We start from the raw sequence: 17,429 nt of genomic DNA on the forward strand, positions 1-17,429 counted from the left end.
ATTGTTGAAGAGATCTACTCTTCATATTCTTTTGGATCATACTCAAAGTATTCTCCAGGATTCAATATTACCACATCAATATTTGGATTAAGCTGATTTACGAAATTAGCATAAATGGCAGGATCCTGTTCTATTGGTGGGAATGTATTGTAATGCATTGGAATGGCAACTTTCGGATCAATCCATCTTGTTGCAAGAGCCGCTTCAAATGGACCCATTGTGAATTTATCTCCAATTGGTACCATTATTATGTCTGGCTTGTATATTTCTCCAATAATTGTTTTCATGTCTCCAAACAAACCAGTGTCTCCTGCATGGAATATTTTGGTTCCATCCTCAAGAGTTATTAGGAAACTGGCAGCTACACCTCCAGGTGTGGTTTCCTCAACAATATCCAAATCACCGGAATGTCTTGCATCCAACATTGTAAACTTAATGTCCCTAAATATAAATGAGCCACCAATGTTTACTCCAATATTTCTAATTCCCTGTTTTGACAAGAACAATGCGATTTCATGAATTGCTGCAATTGGAGCGTGGGTTGTATTTGAAATTTCTAAAGCATCACCAAAATGATCTGAATGACCATGGGTAACTAAAATAATGTCCGGATTCAAATCCTCTACTGGAGTAGAGCATGCCGGATTATTGCTTATGAAAGGATCAATTAATATTTTAACATTTTCATCAGTTATTATTTCAAAGGCTGAATGGCCTAACCATCTAATTTCCATTTTAAGCTACCTCCTGACCCATATATCTTAAAAGAATATTTTCATCCAAATCCTTTGCCATTTCCCAAGTTTTTTCAAATGAAGATCTGATGTCTGACAATGCATTTCTGTCTTCATATATAGCACCATATTCAACATCACCATCCCTTCTTCCTTTTGAAAGAATCATTGCCTGGGAATCGTCAGTGATTAGGTTAATGGTGTTTACTTTAGGCATGGTTTTAATGTGGACTCCTTGTTTTAAAAGAGAAGCAACAAGAATCATATAGGATATATTGGAAACGTCAAAGTCCTCAATGATTACTCTTGAATATATAGAAGGAATATGGGATAAGAATCTATCAGACAAGTCATTTAAAGATGGGATTTCCAACATTACCTCTTTTTTAATGTTAGTGCCCAATTGTTCGAATGCATCTTTTGAATTAATAATTTCGTCATTAGAGATAATATAACTGTTTAAAAGTTTAGGAATAGGGAGTGAATCAGGATTATTTACATCAATTTTAATATCTCTAACCTGTTCGTTTTTAGGCCTTAAGTCAACTGCATTGACTGGAGTTTCTTCACTTAAAGCCCTTTTGATTGATTCTGATTTGTCAATATTGCCTTCATTTCCATAAATGTCATCGGAAAAGATACTTCTCTCACGTCTTTTAGGAGCTCTAGTGATTTTCAATGGCTTATCGTAATTTGGAGTAAAGTTGAGACTATTGCCAAACTCTGAAGTTTCATCAATAACTTCACTTACTTCAAATACACTGTTGAAATCATCAGCAGAATACTCCTGAGAATCTAAATCGTCACTATAAAAGTCATTGTCATAGTTATCGAATTCTCTTCTAATTTTTAAAGGCATTTGATTAGATTCCTCTTTAGAGTTATTGGAAAAGTTAGATCTCTTTTCAATACCCTTAAGATATTCTTTAAACATAGCATTTGTTTTATTTGCTGATGAATCAACAAGATAGGAAATTATGATGATAATTCCAATCAAAGCTATGATTAAACCAACAACTAAAATAATATCCTTTAATCCGTAGATATATGATTCATATGATATGAAAATACCAATAATAAAAAGAATTATACCTGATACCAATTTACTTATACTTCCCACATTCTCACCATCTAATAAACAAAATTAAGTTATTTTAAATTATCTATGACCATATTAATAAATATAATGGTTATTTACATGTTTATATTAATTTTAAAAAATGATTTCAATAGAAAATAATACTTTTTATTAAAATAGTAATATTAATATAATATGTCGACTAAGTATTACTACTGGTGAAATCATGACTATTTTAAAACAAACAAAATTAGATGACTCAGGACAAGGTGCTGCAGAATACATATTGTTATTTGGCGGAGTGATTGTTATTGCAATATTTGCCCTACTGATATATAGGCATTACATGACAAGAAGCGAAACAACAATAACCGCAGGAGATGATATTCAGGACGTTAGAACTTCTGTAGACAACAACCGTACAAAATGGGGAGAATGATGTTGGATAACAAAGGTCAGGGAAGTGCAGAATTAATATTAATAATTGGAGGGTTAATAATCATTATTTTAGTAGTTGCCAATTACATTTCAGCCATTACGCAAGAAACACAAAATAATTTAAAAAATACGTTAAAACAAGAAAGAGATTTTGAGATAAATAAAATTTAGAGGAGAGCTATCTCCTCTTCAAACCTAATCAAGAAGTTTGTTTAGTATTTCGTTCCATGATTCGGAATTGATATTGATTAATTTCATGGATGTTCTATCAATGTGCCTTATGTGCTGTGGACAGGCAGGAACACAAGCCCCACATAAATTGCAGAATGTAGGATCAGTAACAGAAATATTATCAATAATCTCTATTGCATTACATGGACATACATCCCTACAAGCGTGACAGGACTCGCCTTTACATTTAGCATCTTCGGTTTCAATAAGCTCTATTAAACCTGTAAACGGTTTAATAATTGTAATGGTGTCCTGCGGACAGATTTCTGCACACCATGAACAGTAAACACAATCATTTTCAATAATACTGGTCTCACCTGTAATTTTAGGAGTAATCAACTCGTCAGAATACATACAAGTAGAACATACAGTTTTGATTGCTGTTTCAGGACAAGCACGTTTACAAACACCGCAATAAACACATTTGGACTCATCAACAGTAATAACATTATTCAATACGTCATTACCATATTCAGGATTACATTCAAGGGAAATCGCTCCAGCAGGACATAATTCTGCACATATTTTACAATAGATACATTTTTCATCATCTATTTCAATAATACCCTTTACCAAGTCCTCCCTGGAAGGCAATTGTCTTTCAAAAAGAATGGAATCTTGTGGACAAACGTCAAAGCATCTTCCACAATAAATACAATTTTCCTGATTAACAATAGAAGCCAATTCCCAATTAGGATAATTAACCAAATCCTTAATGTTTTCATCATCAATAGTTAAAAACATCGCATCAAATGGACATGAAACAGAACATAAACCGCATAAAACACAAGAATTGCTATTTACAGATACTTTTTCCATATCAATAAGCCCTCTTGCAATCGGTACAATCGGACCTAATCTTAAAGATTCTGTTGGACAGACCTTAACACAGATTCCGCAACCGACACAATTATCGTTTTCATGAGTAAGAACTCTTAGTTCCTCTCCCTCTCTTTTAACTGTGAACATTTCAACCATCTCATGCTTTGCTTATAGCCTGATTTGGGCAATTTTGAATACATAAATCGCAATCATCACAATTTTCAGGCACGATTTTTACATCGCCGTCTTCTTCAATTATTGCATCTTGTTCACAAAGTTTAATACATAAACCATCTACTGGACAATTTTGAATATGTCCGCATAAATCACCATCTATTTTTACTGCCATTATAACTACCTCTGAATATATTATTTATCGAAATGTAATAATAAACATATCGGTTTTATTTTAATATTTTACCAATTTTATTAATTTCCCCTCTTCTAATCCTCGTAGAAGAAATAGGATTTCCGTCCTCAGCTAAAACAAAACTAACAATAATTATATCTAATGGTTGCATCCCCTTAGTAATTCTAATGTCATTGATTTCCACAGCAGTAGGTTCTGTTTCTTCACTAACAACAATAGCATCAAATTCTGGATCAAAAATGGTTGGTCCATAAGCATCATCTAAAGCAGTTATGTGAAAATTAGACTTATCTGAAAAAAAAGACCTAAGATTTGCCATCCTTTCCTTACAAGAATCAATATCTCCCTTCAAACCACCAAAAGCATTAGAAGTAACTCCAATTTCAACTTCAATACCAATTTCAAAAGCGGTTGTTAAAAGCTTTTTATGACCCTCATGAAATTTATCAAAAGTTCCTCCAACGGCAACTTTCCTATATACCTTTTTATTCATAATATTATCCTAAAATTAGCTAGTCCATTTATTAATTTTATAAAAAGTATTATAAAACAATTACTAAAAAAGAAAAAAAGAAAGAATAATTAGAATGGCAATTCAATATATCTAGCCTTGAATTGATAGTTATAATTATTCCAATTATTTACAACACCGAAACTGTTTCTAGCACTTGTTGTATCAGCTACAACCCAAGTATCACCAATCAATACTTGTGCCCAAACATGCCCGTAAGTTCCTGAACTAAATTTACAAGTTCCATGGACATATCTTGCAGGCAATCCTGCAGCTCTAAACAATGCAATTACTGCACTTGCCTTATCACAACAGTTACCAGTCTTGTATTTGAACAATGTATTGTAAGCTCCATATCTAGTATTGTAATAGAATGAATATGAAACAGTATCCCTTACATAATTAAATATAGCAGTAGCTTTTGCAACATCACTTTCCAAGCCTGCTGTTAATTTAGCAGCCAAAGCCTGAATTTCAGCATTGTCCACTTGACAATTCTTAGTTGGCTGTAAGTATGGAGTAAGGTTCTCTATATCATTAACATTATCCAAAGGACTTGATGGAATAGGTGCTGAGAAAGCTTTAAGAGTCACATAATTCGGCATCATTCCGTTGTTTTCATAATATGCAACCACTCTTGCGAATGCATAAACTAAAGGATCATAACCAGATTTTCCTAAAGCGGTGTTCATTGAATCAGGAGCAATACCCTTCTCATCAATGTAACTTATAATATTATAAGCTGTTTCAATGTAACCGCTGAGCATGAGATTACCTGAAACGGTTGTTTTTACTGGATTTGCGGGATTTTGAACACTTGAAACATAAATGTTTCCGGTTTTACCTTCATTTAACATTACAGTAGCTTGTGCAAGCATGTATAAAAATTGAGGAGTAGTATAAGTTTCTCCATCGACAGTTACAGTGCTTGGCAATACATTGTTACTTTCAATGTATTTTTTCAATGTAGTAGCTGCAGTCAAAACTGATTTGAGTGGCACTCCACCTTTTACAGTTACAGTGCTTTTTCCTGAAACAGGAGCTTTTCCTTCAGGAGTATATGCATATGTAATGTTATAGCTACCTGGTTCCAATTTAGGCAATGCGATTCTAGCAATACCATTATCATCAGTTACAGCAGAAATTTCATCATTTTCGATGGTAAAGATAATTTCCTTGCCTGCAATAGGCTTGCCATAAGCATCAGTTAATGAAGCTTCATAAGAAGCATCTGAACCATATTCAACATCAATATTATTACCTTTAATTATAGTTCCGTTTACTATAATCTTATTTGAACCTAAATCAGAGGAATATTTGTCATTATCACAAACACGATAAGTTATATCGTAAACTCCAACAACTTTAAGCTCTATTTTCAAGGATGCAATACCTTGATCATTGGTAGTGGCAATATAAGACTTTCCAGCTACGGTTATGTTAACATTAACATTACTTACTGGAATAGTATTTTTATTGGTCACTAACACTTCAAAGTATTTTACATCTCCAGGTTCCTTTACCATATCATTAGCTTCAACATTAAGTACTGCCTTGTTAACAGTCACATAATTGCTTCCATAACTGTAATCTTTTTCACCGAGTTTGGAATATGAATAATTGACCTCATATTTACCAGGAGCCAAATCATTAGGAATATCCAATTTAGCAATACCCTGATCATTTGTGACTACCTCTTTTGATTCGCCGTTGAAGTTGACGTTAATGGTCTTGTCAGCTAATGGTTCCCCACTAATATTTTTTAAGGTTATTTCAAATTCAGCAGAATCACCATAAGGAACACTAATGTCGCTACCACTTATTGCAGTAGTGGAATTGATAATAGTAATCTTACTTGAATCCTTAGAAGATTTATAATTCTTATCTCCAGCATATTCATAATTAATGGTATTTTCACCTACAGGCAAACCTGTAAGATCTACCTTTGCAACACCTTTAGCATCAGTAGTTGCAGATATCTTTTTACCATTTACATTGAAATTGATTACTGCCTTATCTATAGGTTGTCCACTTTTAGAAGTTAAAGTGACATTATATGATACAGTAACATCTTTGATAGAAGATATATCATTACCTTTTATTACGGAAGATGTTTGCAATACAGTTACCTTTTTACTTACTTGAGCATCATCAATAGCAGCAGTAACAGTATAAGTACCTACATTCAACCCAATAGGCAAACTTGCAACACCATCAGCATTAGTCACTCTTTCATAAACAGGATTAGTACCAGTTTTTACAGTGAACTTAACAGTAACACCTTTCAAAGGAGCACCAGTAGCATTGGTTACTTTAGCAGTAAATGCACTACCGTTCTTATACTCAAGTGTTAAGTCTGATGCTGTAATAACATCCTTAGGTTTAGGAAGTTCGTTACCTACAACCAATGTATTATATACTGTACCATCAGGTATTGAAGAAGCAATAGAATAAGTACCTACAGCTAAATTAATAGGCAAACTTGCAATACCATCTGCATTGGTTACTTTATTATAACTATTAACAAGTTTGCCCTTGAGATAAATAGTAAATTTAACAGTAGCACCTTTTACAGGATTACCATTATTAGTTACCTTAGCAGTGAATGCACTACCATCCTTATAATGCATGTTTAAATTACTTGCAGTAATTACGTCCTTACCTTTTGAAACTACAGTAATCTTATTGGTTATTACTTTACTATTACCTACTGAAGAAGTAATAGAATAAGTACCTACAGCTAAATTAATAGGCAAACTTGCAACACCATCAGCATTGGTTACTATATTATAAACAGGATTAGTACCAACTTTTACAGTGAACTTAACAGTAGCACCTGCAACTGGTTTACCTCCACCAGTAACAGTAGCTTTAAAACTACCATCCTTATAAGTTATAGTAACATCATTAGCAGATACTTCCACAGGAAGTACTTTAATAGTGTTTGTAACATTAAAATCTTCAAAAGTAGATTTGACAGTGTAGTCACCAGGGTTTAAACCAATGACCAATGTTGCAATACCATCTGCATTGGTAATTTTATTATATTGTGCTGGATTTTTCCAGCTTGAACTTGAAAGAGTAATTGTAATAGTTTTGTTAGCTACAGGAGCACCGGTACTATCTTTAAGAGAAACATCATATTGAGTACCGTTTTGACAATATTTCACAACATCTTCAGCGTTTAACTTATAATCTCCTGAAGATGAAGGGCTCTGAGCATAAACTCTTCCATTATTTACATTGTTTTGATTATTCCCATCAATAGAATCATGATTTTCCACAATTATATTATCGTTAGAACAATTAACTAAATTAGTTTCTGAGATAGAGTTACTAGAAACTTTTGAATTATCATTATCAACATCAGCTGCAGCCACTGATCCTAAAAATACGAGGAATATGCAGACTACAGAAATCAATAATGTTTTATTTTTTATCGAAATTTTTCCACCTCTTTCTCATTACAAAATATATATAAAAAAATATGAACCAAACTTAAATTAATAAGAATTCATAATGAGTATATAGAATTATGTTTATAATAACATATAAAGGTTTTTAAAAATAGTTTGATGAAAAATAAGCATATAAACGTTTAAAATTGGCAAAAAGAGATAAGAATTAGCGAAAATAATTGAAAATAAAACTATATGAAAAAAATTAAAAATAAAGAACTTACAATATTAAAATAAAACAAATATAAAAACAAAATCTGTAAAATATAATAAAAAGATGAAAAATAAATTTATATTGAATTTAATGAGTTGAATAATCTTTATTGATTAATAATAATGAATAGGTTGATTAAATTGATATATGAAGAAAATATAATTCAGAAAAACCTAAAAGCTGTAGATTTAAGGGTTGGTTTATGTTACCCAAATATCTATAGAACAGCAATGTCTTCATTAGGTTACAATATACTATACGACTTCATAAATCAAAACCAAAAAACATTTGCTGAAAGAATAATATATCCTTCTGTTCGTTCCATTGAAACCAATAGTCCGCTGAAAGATTTTGATATCATTAGTTTTTCACTGCAATATGAAGAAGACTATTTCAATGTGGTTAGAATGCTGAATGAAGCAGGAATTCCTATTAAAAGAGAAGATAGAACAGCAGATGATCCATTAATAATAGCTGGAGGTCCTTGTGCCACTTCAAATCCCGCTCCAATGTCAGAGTTTATAGATCTTTTCATTATTGGCGAAGGAGAGGTCAATTTAAACAACGTATTTGAAACATATGGTAAATTTGGCAAGGATTTGGAGAAATATCTTAAAATCCCGGGAGTATATATTCCTGAATTCAACAACAAGGCCAAAATAGCCATTGTGGAAGATATGGCCGATGCCCACCACATAACAACACCTGTCATAACAACAAGTGAAAATGAAGATTATCAGACCATTTTTAAAGATTCCATAATGCTAAACGTGTCAAGGGGATGTACAAGAGGCTGCAGGTTCTGCATGTCAAGCTATCTATACCGCCCAATGCGTGAAACATCATTAGAAAAACTGGTTAATATAGCTGAGCAGATGAGGAACAATACCGGCCTCAACAAGGTAACCTTGATTGGAGCTGCAGTTTCAGATTATTCAAATATTGTGGAACTCATTGATGAACTTGAAAAAAGAAATTTTGAAATATCCACCCCTTCCCTTAGATTGGAATCAATTACAAGAAAACAGCTGGAGCTTTTACGTCAAGCAAATCTTAAAACCATTACAATAGCTCCGGAGTCAATCGGGAAACTTAGGAAAGGCATAAATAAGGAAATTCCTGATGAAAAAATATTTGAAGTTGTTAAAAATGCTTTTGATTTGAATTTCAACATGAAACTATATTTCATAATCGGACTTCCGAATGAAACTATGGATGACATTAGGGAACTTGTTGAATTTATGAAAAAAATAGCTAGCTTTAGAAAAAACAATTCAATAAGATTTAGTGTCAATCCTTTAATACCAAAACCACACACTCCTCTACAATGGGAAACCTACGATTTGAAAGACATTAAGAGGAAAATGAGATTTATAAAAAAAGAAATGAAGAATTATAAAATTAAGTTCGAAAGTCCTAAAAAAGGTATGATTCAGTATATACTGTCCTGTGGAAATAGGGCAGTTTCTCAAATTATTGAAAAGTCACTTACTGAAAACATAACCATGAAAGAATGGAAAAAATACCTGCCCGACTATTCTTTGGAAGATCCGCTCCCTTGGGACAATATTGATGTTGGAGTCAAAAAGAAATTTTTGGAAAGGGAATACAGAAGAATCGAAACAGGCAAACAAACACCATGGTGTGATGTTGATGTATGCTATAACTGTGGTGCATGCAATAAATAATTTAAATAAAATTCTACAAACATAATAATATGATTAATCCCGCTAACAGAACAAAAATGGTAGAGTTATCTCAAATAAGAAAAATGTTTGAAGTGACAAATCCAGATGCAATAAATCTTGGAATTGGAGAGCCTGATTTTGATGTTCCTGAAAATATTAAAGCAGCCATGAGTAAAGCGATTGAAGACAACGATACTCATTACACTCCAAATAAAGGTTATGTTGAACTTAGAGAAGAGATCGTTAAAAAATTTGACAATGACAATAACATTGAAACAGATATAGAAAACGTTATTGTGACAAATGGTGCTAGTGAAGCACTTTATATGTGTGCACAGGCATTTTTTGAAAAAGGAGATGAAATTCTTCTCCCGGACCCTAGCTTTCTATCTTATGAGGCCTGCATAAACATGAGTGAAGCCACTCCAGTCCCAGTGGAATGTTCAATGGAAAATAGTTTAAAACTTAAAATTGAAGATGTCAAGGAAAAAATATCCTCAAAAACAAAAGCAATAATGCTAAATTCCCCATGCAATCCATCTGGAGCTGTTATGGACAAGGAAGACGTAAAAGCAATAGCTGAACTGTCTGAAGACCATGATTTCATCATAATCTCCGATGAAATATATGAAAAAATCATTTACGATAAAAAGCATTATTCCCCTGGCGCCTACTGCGATAATGTAATTACAATCAACGGTTTTTCAAAAACATATGCAATGACCGGAATCAGGATTGGATACTTGAATGCAGGGGAAAACCTTAATGAAGAACTTTTAAAGATACATCAATATTGTACTGCCTGTGCTAATTCAATAGGTCAAATTGGAGCTATTGAAGCATTGAGCGGCCCTCAAGATTCAGTTGAAAAAATGGTTGCTGAATTCAAGAGAAGAAGAGATTTGATTACAAGCCGTTTAATTGATATGGGCTACAACACCCCAATACCTGACGGGGCATTTTATGTTTACCCTGAAGTTGAAAATCCTATGGAATTTGTCAGAACCGCTGCAGATGCTGGAGTTATTACAGTTCCGGGACTTCCATTCGGTGAAAATGGTAGGAAACATGTAAGAATGTCTTATGCTAACTCTTATGAAAACATTGAAAAGGCAATGGACATATTAGAGGGATTGAATAATGGATGAAATGAGAACAAAAGGAGGAAAAAAGGCAGCTATAGTTGGAGTAGGTGCAAACTCCTTTTTAACCATTTTTAACATAATCGTTGGATTGATGTCTGGAAGTTATGCATTAATTTCCGAAGGGGCGCATACATTATCCGATATAGCAACAACAATAATTGCATATATCGGTTTTAGAATCGGACAAAAGCCTGCTGATTCAGAGCATCAAAGTGGACATGGAAGAGCGGAAGCAATTGCAGGACTTTTAATCACTATTTTTTTAGTTGTAGTTGGATATGAGATAGTTACCGGAGCCATAAGGAAACTTTTAAATCCTAGCCTTATTACTGTGCCTGACTATTTGGCTGCAGTAATGGCAGTGATAGGTATCGTTACAAATATTTTAATAAGTACATACATAATCCATTTGGGTAAAAAGATCAATTCTCCGGCAATAATCGCTGACGGCCAACATCAGAGAGTGGATGTTTATTCTTCAGTAGCTATTTTGATTGGAGTTATTATTTCAAAAACAGGTTATCCTATCTTTGACCCGATTATAGGATTGTTTATTGGTTTGATGATTTTTAAAACCGCTGCAACCGTTTGTAAAGACAATATCGAAAATATCATGGGAAAAATCCCATCACAAGATCTGATTGATGAAATTGAATATCATGCAACAGAAATTCCTGAAGTTTGTGGTGCTCACAATATAAAAGTGGACTATTTTGGAGCTTATGCGATTGTAGTCCTCCATATTGAACTTGATGGTGAACTAAAATTATTCGAATCTCATAAAATTGTTCATAGAGTTCAAAACAACATTATGGAAAAGGTAGAAATCGTAAAAGAAGTTACTGTTCATTCCTGTCCATGTGGTGTTGAATATGACCATAAACAAGAAATCGATATGTAAATTATAAAAAAAATTAAAAATAACGCCGGGACCGGGATTTGAACCCGGGTGATCCAAGGGATCATCGGATTAGCAGTCCGACGCCGTACCAGGCTGGGCCATCCCGACATACTATTACTTATTTTGACATTCATATAATATAAAGTTATCTAAAAAATGGCATGTTCAAAAGTGGACTAATGTCAGAAGCATAGGTGATCTAAAAAAACAAGCTCCACCCCGTGATTCTACAAGCATTGAATGTAATTAAGTGGGCTGCTCCCTTCCGGGCCTGACCCATTGCTTAAAATTAAGATAAAAAATCTTTACCCTCCAGTAAAGCAGAAATCACCACCAATCCTGCAGGGCGAGGTTTCTATGCTATTTTTTTAGGCCTACACTTCATCAAAAAGCCGCCTTTTGAACTTCGACCGCACCAAAGGGGGTATGTGCTTACAGAGGACCCCTAACCCTCCAGTCTAGCCATATAATATATATTAAAATAATATTATATAAATGTTATCAAAAAAAAAGAGTTGAAATTAGAAAAATAAAAAATTATAAGATATATTTAATGATGTCCCCATCAGAGATTATGCCCACCAATTCATCACCGTCTACAACAGGCAATTGATTTAAAATATCATTTCCGGATGTAGCCTTAGTCATTGCATTAATAGCTGATTCTAAAGTGTCTTCGGGAGAAATTGTAAATACATCCTCTACCATTATACTTCCAACTTGAGTTCCAAGTTCATACTTGTCCAAAATTAGATTATGACCCAAATCAGTAGCTGTTACAATACCAATAATCTTTTTGTCCTCATCGACGACAGGCATTGCACTTATCTTATGTTTCATTAATCTTTCAAATGCATAAACCACATCCATATCCGGATTCACGGTTATTACATTTTTAGTCATTATGTCCTTAACTTTGCTTGTTAACACTAACATCACCATATCTTTCTGTAATATCATTTATCATAATGTCAATTGTTTTTACAACATCAACATTGTTGATAATATGAGAATCAAATTCATGAGCTTGCTCAATCATGAAATCCTGTGTTTTCCTAATTGTATCGAAGTTATCCAGATAAGTTTGAAGGGACCTTTTAACCCATGGGCGCCTACATCTTGAATAAAATCTGCCCTTATGTATATCTTCATCATCCACTATTAAAGTGAATTCAACAATATTGTTATTTTCCATCAGTTCCCTGCTTACAAAACCTGGAACAATATGAACCCCTTCAATAATTGTACTTATACCTTCTTTAAGAGAACGTTCAATAATTGCCTCCACACCAACATTTACAACATCAACATGATTTATGAATCCTTCAATGACCGGATCGATGCTTGTTGTTGGAGTTCTAATACTCTCAAAAGCGTTGAAACTTGATTTATGAATAACGGGACTCAGTTCCTTAGACACTATTTTACGCATAACTTCACGTATCATATCCGTACTGATTAAATTCTTTAAACCTAACCTACTGGCCAATTCAAAAGCCATTGAAGATGTTCCAACACCTGAAGCCCCTCCAATTAAGATAATTAAAGGTTCCTTGGTTTTTCTAATAATTCTCCATTTTTTATATTTCTCAGCAAAGACAGGATAATTTTCCTCAAGATACCTTATGATAAGCTGAGTCAAATCAGGAATTGTTATTTCATCGATATTTTCCCTTGTTAGCTTGGACTCGATTTCAGCAGCTATTTTATAAGCGTCATCTGCTCCCATATCAGTCACTACAAGAGATCTAGCCAGAATACCCTTTGAAAATGGTTCTTTGTACTCATTATTTTCCACTTTACCTTTAACCATTATCATTGAAGCAAGCCTCCATATAGTTATTTTGTAACTTAATCTTAAATAAACATTGTCATTTAATTTTATAAAACAAAAATTAACCAAACTAATAACAACATATAGGTAATTTTTAAAAAAAGTTCAATAAAAAGCGAAAAATTATAGATTATTTCAAATTGAATTCATGATAATACTTGGCTTTCGGAAGGTCCAGATCCAGGTGTGCAGATAAAATTCTCAATATGAACACCACAATAAAGCATAGAACAATGGCCCAATTGATGTTGAAGTATAAGTTTACGGCATAGCAAACAATAGCCCCTGCAATTGAAGCTGTAGCGTAAATATGCCTTACAAATATTATCGGTTTTTGAAGAGCAAAAATGTCCCTCATTACACCGCCCCCAACTCCAGTTATTACCGCAACGGAAATAAGCAGAAACCATTCGCTGAATCCTGCCTCAAAACCTACGAGAAATCCGTAAGCTGTGAAGATTCCCAAACCAATTGAATCCGCAATTAAAAATATCTTTTCAAAAAGGTTTTTGTTTAAGACAATGTGCTTGTTTATCAAAGTCGGGAATATTAAAAGTGAAGTTGCACCAGCTATTAAAATAAACTCCGGACGTATAAGTGCAGAAACAGGAGTGATTCCCAGAATAGCGTCTCTCACCATACCTCCTCCAACAGCAGTGGTTATGCCTAAAACAGCAATTCCAAAAATATCCATCTCTCTTCTCATCCCGGTAAGAGCTCCTGAAATTGCAAAGGCAATGGTTCCTATAACTTCAAAAATGAAAATATATGTGTTCATAAACTATCACAAAAAGATTTATGATTAAACTATCTTTCTCAAAGTATAAAAAATTTAATTTTTAGATTTTAGCCAACTGCCGAAATCCAAAAAAAGAAAAAAAAATATAAGATTAATTCTTGGATCTGTAACCAACTGCCGAAATCCAAAAAAGGGAAAGAAATATAAGATCAATTCTTGGATCTGTAACCAACTGTCGAAATCCAAAAAAGGGAAAGAAATATAAGATCAATTCTTGGATCTGTAACCAACTACAGTAGCTACAAATGAAATGAAACAGAATACAGTACAAATTCCGCAGGTTATCTGTGAACTTAATATCAACAGGCCATAGTTGGTGCTGCTGATTACAACATTTCCCATTACAATGGCAAATATAACTGTAAATAAGGCCAAACTAAGTGTTTTTCCTACATATTTACTTGTGGAAACTGCAGATGATGCATAATCATTGTATTTTGACGGCAGTGAACTCATAATGACCTTTGTGTTTGGTGAAGCAAACAAACCATAACCTACTCCGTAAATTACCATAGCCAGTATTATATAATCCAAAGGAGTGTTCTTGAATATCAAAGTAATCATTATCATTGAAATTAAAACTATGAAAATACCTGCCATAGCTATTACTTCCGGATTTCTCTTATCGGACAATCTGCCTGCAATGACTGCTGAGAATGTCATTACCAAAGGCCCGATAACTAAAAGGGCACCTGACATTTCTGCAGAATATCCCATGATATATTGGAAATGGTAGTTTAAGACATAAGTCAGGACATAAATACCTATATAACTGGTTAAAGATGCGATATTTGAACTTAAGAACTTAATATTCTTAAATAGATCCAATTTAAATACAGGATTCTTCTGTTTAAATGACAAATAAAAGCAAACCAATCCTATTATTATTAATGCAATGCCTTCAATCTGGTTCAGTATGGTGAAACCATACATCATGACAAAAATTGCTATGCTGATTAAAGTAAGGCTCTTGAAGTTGACACTTGTGCTTTTATCCCTAACCCAATCCTGCTTGATTTCAAATATTATCAGGAAAATTGCAATCAGCAAGAAAGGCACCTGAATGTAAAAAATACTCTGCCAACCGTAATTGTTAGATAAGAAACCTCCCAAAAATGGAGCTATTGTCAACCCAACATAAAATGAAGCAAGATTGATTCCAAGAGCTGTTCCTCTCAAGCTTTCATCAACTGCCTCAACAATCATGGCTGTTCCGGAAACATAAATGAAAGCAGCCCCCAATCCTTCTATTGCCCTTGATGCAATTATAAATAAAGATGAGGTTGAAATTCCGGATAAAATTGAACCCAGTAAAAAAATAACTACCCCAATCAACAATGACTTTTTCAAACCATGCCTTTTAGAAAAGGTACCTGCCAAAATAGAGAAGGTAGCTATAACCAATAAATAGATTAAAGAAATCCAATTTTGCATTACATTATCCATCTTAAAGAAAACGGCCATTGTAGGAAGCACTATTGAAATGGCAGATGAAATGTATGCAACAAAAAAAGTTGTTATGGAAGTTATAATGATAACAACGTATGCCAATCGTTTATCCATAACAAACACCAAAAAAAATTATTCTGATAAGTCCACTAACTCAACATTATAATCAGAGCCATCATTAATGGTAACTAAAACGGCTCCATTGTCCTTAAGCATTCCAGGGTTTGCAATAATTGTATTGTCACCAAGTTGATCAATTGATTTTGCTTCATGAATATGGCCGCACAAATTAATGTCAGGCTGGAATTCATGAATGGATTTTTGAATACCCTGACTTCCAACATGCATGCCTGAATCAGTCAAATCAGCTTTTGTGTTATATGGGGGTGCATGAGTAAGTAATATCTTTACTTTAGGAACCTTATCATTGTAAATATAATCGTATTGAGCTAGCAACTCATAAACGTCCCCGTAAATCTTATTGTCTTGGATTTCGCCAGGAGTGTTGAATGGAGTTTCATTAGAACCGCCGTATCCAAATAAAATTGCATCCCCATAAGCAATAATGTTGTTATGTAAGCAGAACACGCCACTTTCATTAATTGCATTACAAATACCTTTAGGGTCGCAGTTACCTGGAATTGCTATTATATCAACATCACATTCTGCAAGCTTATCGAAAAATTCGCCTACAAATTCCAAAGGTCCGAAATCAGTAATATCTCCTGAAACAAGAACTAAATCAATGTCATTTTCTTTAACATATTTATATAAATTCTCATTTTCCTGACCATGAACATCACTAATTGATAATATTTTCATTTTAAATGCCCCTAATTAATAAATAATTAATTATATTAAACTAAAAAGTAATAAAATTTATGATTTAATATAAAAAAATAAAAAAAGTTATTCTGAAAAGAATGGCCCCATTTCTTTTAAACCACTCTGAACATCGGACTTGTCACCATATAAAGCGACAGTATAATCGTCATCAAATTCGATTATAAGGCCATTCCACTCAGCTATTTCCTGTACCCGCTCTTCTGCTAAAGGAGATTTAAGTGTAATTCTACCACTGGACATTCCAGGAGGAGTATTGATTAAAAATCTTGATCTTGATTGAGGCATTTTGAAAACTTCTTCGCCTCTTGTAGATCTTGATAGTAAATCCAACCATTCATTAAGATAGTCCTCTCCTTCCTGTTCAGCCATAGCCACCAATGATTCCTGAATTTCATTCATCATCATATCTGCTTTAGCTAAAGCATTGATCATTTCCATATTAGTTGGATCTTTTTTATAGAAATTGATAGAGGACCTAGCAAGAGATAAGTCAGAATTGAACTCATCTGGAATTTCATAACCTTTTTTCTTTAAATCTGTGAGAAGTTTTACGAGTACCAACCAATTTTGTTCAGAAGGTACATTCATAAGTGTCCACCTATAATTTTTAAAGTGGTATGATTAATTTTTGCATCAGCATCTTTTAATTCTTGTTGAATTTCTGCAATACTATCATATGCATCTAAGAATAAAACATGGTAGCTGTCTGTACCAGTAATTTTCAAGATTGCTAATTCATCATCATCTTGTACGTCCCTTTTTTCAATAGTTGCTTTAAATTGTACGTATGGATTGTAATTTTCTGGAAGATCTCCGTATTTAAATATTCCTTCTAAAGTTGCGACAAACATATAATCACCTTAAAATTTTTTACAGTATATCATATACATTTAATAATATATAAACTTAAT

The 17,429-nt window shown here is 33.3% G+C and carries 18 protein-coding genes, 1 tRNA gene and 1 other RNA gene; 5 read left to right on the forward strand and 15 right to left on the reverse strand.

Annotated elements, in window-relative coordinates; genetic code table 11:
- Positions 1–14: 14 nt before the first annotated feature.
- Together Q4P18_RS04675 and Q4P18_RS04680 are read right to left on the reverse strand one after the other, a co-directional pair.
- A complete protein-coding gene (locus tag Q4P18_RS04675; RefSeq protein WP_303336197.1) occupies positions 15–734 on the reverse strand; it encodes a metal-dependent hydrolase in 720 nt (239 codons plus the stop codon).
- Position 735: 1 nt separating this feature from the next.
- Positions 736–1,854: a hypothetical protein gene (locus tag Q4P18_RS04680; RefSeq protein ID WP_303336199.1), complete on the reverse strand. Its 1,119-nt coding sequence runs from the start codon at positions 1,852–1,854 to the stop codon at positions 736–738.
- A gap of 184 nt (positions 1,855–2,038) precedes the next feature.
- On the opposite strand from Q4P18_RS04680, the gene Q4P18_RS04685 reads away from it, so the two are divergent.
- Together Q4P18_RS04685 and Q4P18_RS04690 are read left to right on the forward strand one after the other, a co-directional pair.
- The gene (locus Q4P18_RS04685) at positions 2,039–2,251 is read left to right on the forward strand and encodes a class III signal peptide-containing protein (protein ID WP_303336201.1); all 213 of its coding nucleotides are present in this window, start codon (positions 2,039–2,041) and stop codon (positions 2,249–2,251) included.
- A complete protein-coding gene (locus tag Q4P18_RS04690) occupies positions 2,251–2,421 on the forward strand; it encodes a class III signal peptide-containing protein (RefSeq protein ID WP_303336203.1) in 171 nt (56 codons plus the stop codon). Before Q4P18_RS04685 ends, Q4P18_RS04690 begins: the two co-directional genes overlap by 1 nt.
- A 24-nt stretch (positions 2,422–2,445) precedes the next feature.
- On the opposite strand, the gene fwdF is transcribed toward Q4P18_RS04690, so the two are convergent.
- The 4 genes from fwdF to Q4P18_RS04710 form a co-directional block, all read right to left on the reverse strand.
- Positions 2,446–3,450 carry a tungsten-dependent formylmethanofuran dehydrogenase subunit FwdF gene (gene fwdF, locus Q4P18_RS04695; protein ID WP_303336205.1) on the reverse strand — a complete coding sequence of 335 codons (1,005 nt, stop codon included), beginning with the start codon at positions 3,448–3,450 and terminating at the stop codon, positions 2,446–2,448.
- Between the two features lie 10 nt (positions 3,451–3,460).
- Positions 3,461–3,652: a 4Fe-4S binding protein gene (locus Q4P18_RS04700; RefSeq protein WP_303336207.1), complete on the reverse strand. Its 192-nt coding sequence runs from the start codon at positions 3,650–3,652 to the stop codon at positions 3,461–3,463.
- Positions 3,653–3,707: 55 nt separating this feature from the next.
- Entirely contained in the window at positions 3,708–4,166 is a 459-nt protein-coding gene (locus Q4P18_RS04705) for a phosphopantetheine adenylyltransferase (RefSeq protein ID WP_303336209.1), read from the reverse strand.
- Between the two features lie 89 nt (positions 4,167–4,255).
- Positions 4,256–7,606 (reverse strand): Ig-like domain-containing protein, encoded by a 3,351-nt coding sequence (locus Q4P18_RS04710; protein WP_303336211.1) that lies wholly within the window; start codon positions 7,604–7,606, stop codon positions 4,256–4,258.
- A gap of 390 nt (positions 7,607–7,996) precedes the next feature.
- On the opposite strand from Q4P18_RS04710, the gene Q4P18_RS04715 reads away from it, so the two are divergent.
- From Q4P18_RS04715 to Q4P18_RS04725, 3 genes are read left to right on the forward strand one after another with little or no spacing between them, the layout of a single operon-like run.
- Complete coding sequence (locus Q4P18_RS04715) at positions 7,997–9,544, forward strand: radical SAM protein (RefSeq protein ID WP_303336213.1); 1,548 nt, start codon at positions 7,997–7,999, stop codon at positions 9,542–9,544.
- A 29-nt stretch (positions 9,545–9,573) separates the two neighbouring features.
- Entirely contained in the window at positions 9,574–10,692 is a 1,119-nt protein-coding gene (locus Q4P18_RS04720; RefSeq protein ID WP_303336215.1) for a pyridoxal phosphate-dependent aminotransferase, read from the forward strand.
- A complete protein-coding gene (locus tag Q4P18_RS04725) occupies positions 10,685–11,590 on the forward strand; it encodes a cation diffusion facilitator family transporter (protein WP_303336217.1) in 906 nt (301 codons plus the stop codon). Before Q4P18_RS04720 ends, Q4P18_RS04725 begins: the two co-directional genes overlap by 8 nt.
- Positions 11,591–11,613: 23 nt before the next feature.
- Here the strand turns inward: Q4P18_RS04725 and Q4P18_RS04730 are convergent.
- The 9 genes from Q4P18_RS04730 to Q4P18_RS04770 all read right to left on the reverse strand — a co-directional run bounded on the left by Q4P18_RS04730 (position 11,614) and on the right by Q4P18_RS04770 (position 17,369).
- A tRNA-Ser gene (locus Q4P18_RS04730) sits at positions 11,614–11,698 on the reverse strand.
- Positions 11,699–11,743: 45 nt separating this feature from the next.
- Positions 11,744–12,059: signal recognition particle sRNA (gene ffs, locus Q4P18_RS04735), an RNA gene on the reverse strand.
- 68 nt (positions 12,060–12,127) lie between these two features.
- The gene (locus Q4P18_RS04740; protein WP_303336219.1) at positions 12,128–12,526 is read right to left on the reverse strand and encodes a CBS domain-containing protein; all 399 of its coding nucleotides are present in this window, start codon (positions 12,524–12,526) and stop codon (positions 12,128–12,130) included.
- The gene (locus Q4P18_RS04745) at positions 12,501–13,409 is read right to left on the reverse strand and encodes a 2-phosphoglycerate kinase (RefSeq protein WP_303336221.1); all 909 of its coding nucleotides are present in this window, start codon (positions 13,407–13,409) and stop codon (positions 12,501–12,503) included. The genes Q4P18_RS04740 and Q4P18_RS04745 overlap by 26 nt, the downstream gene beginning before the upstream one ends.
- A gap of 145 nt (positions 13,410–13,554) precedes the next feature.
- Positions 13,555–14,202 (reverse strand): trimeric intracellular cation channel family protein, encoded by a 648-nt coding sequence (locus Q4P18_RS04750; protein ID WP_303336222.1) that lies wholly within the window; start codon positions 14,200–14,202, stop codon positions 13,555–13,557.
- 228 nt (positions 14,203–14,430) lie between these two features.
- The gene (locus Q4P18_RS04755; protein ID WP_303336224.1) at positions 14,431–15,786 is read right to left on the reverse strand and encodes an MFS transporter; all 1,356 of its coding nucleotides are present in this window, start codon (positions 15,784–15,786) and stop codon (positions 14,431–14,433) included.
- Positions 15,787–15,804: 18 nt separating this feature from the next.
- Positions 15,805–16,494, reverse strand: a complete 690-nt coding sequence (locus Q4P18_RS04760; RefSeq protein WP_303336226.1) for a metallophosphoesterase — start codon at positions 16,492–16,494, stop codon at positions 15,805–15,807.
- Positions 16,495–16,581: 87 nt separating this feature from the next.
- Complete coding sequence (locus Q4P18_RS04765; RefSeq protein WP_303336228.1) at positions 16,582–17,106, reverse strand: DUF2096 domain-containing protein; 525 nt, start codon at positions 17,104–17,106, stop codon at positions 16,582–16,584.
- Complete coding sequence (locus tag Q4P18_RS04770) at positions 17,103–17,369, reverse strand: DUF749 domain-containing protein (RefSeq protein ID WP_303336231.1); 267 nt, start codon at positions 17,367–17,369, stop codon at positions 17,103–17,105. The genes Q4P18_RS04765 and Q4P18_RS04770 overlap by 4 nt, the downstream gene beginning before the upstream one ends.
- Between the last annotated feature and the right edge of the window lie 60 nt (positions 17,370–17,429).

Origin of the sequence: Methanobrevibacter sp., from assembly GCF_030539665.1 — an archaeon.
Taxonomy (GTDB): Archaea; Methanobacteriota; Methanobacteria; order Methanobacteriales; family Methanobacteriaceae; genus Methanocatella.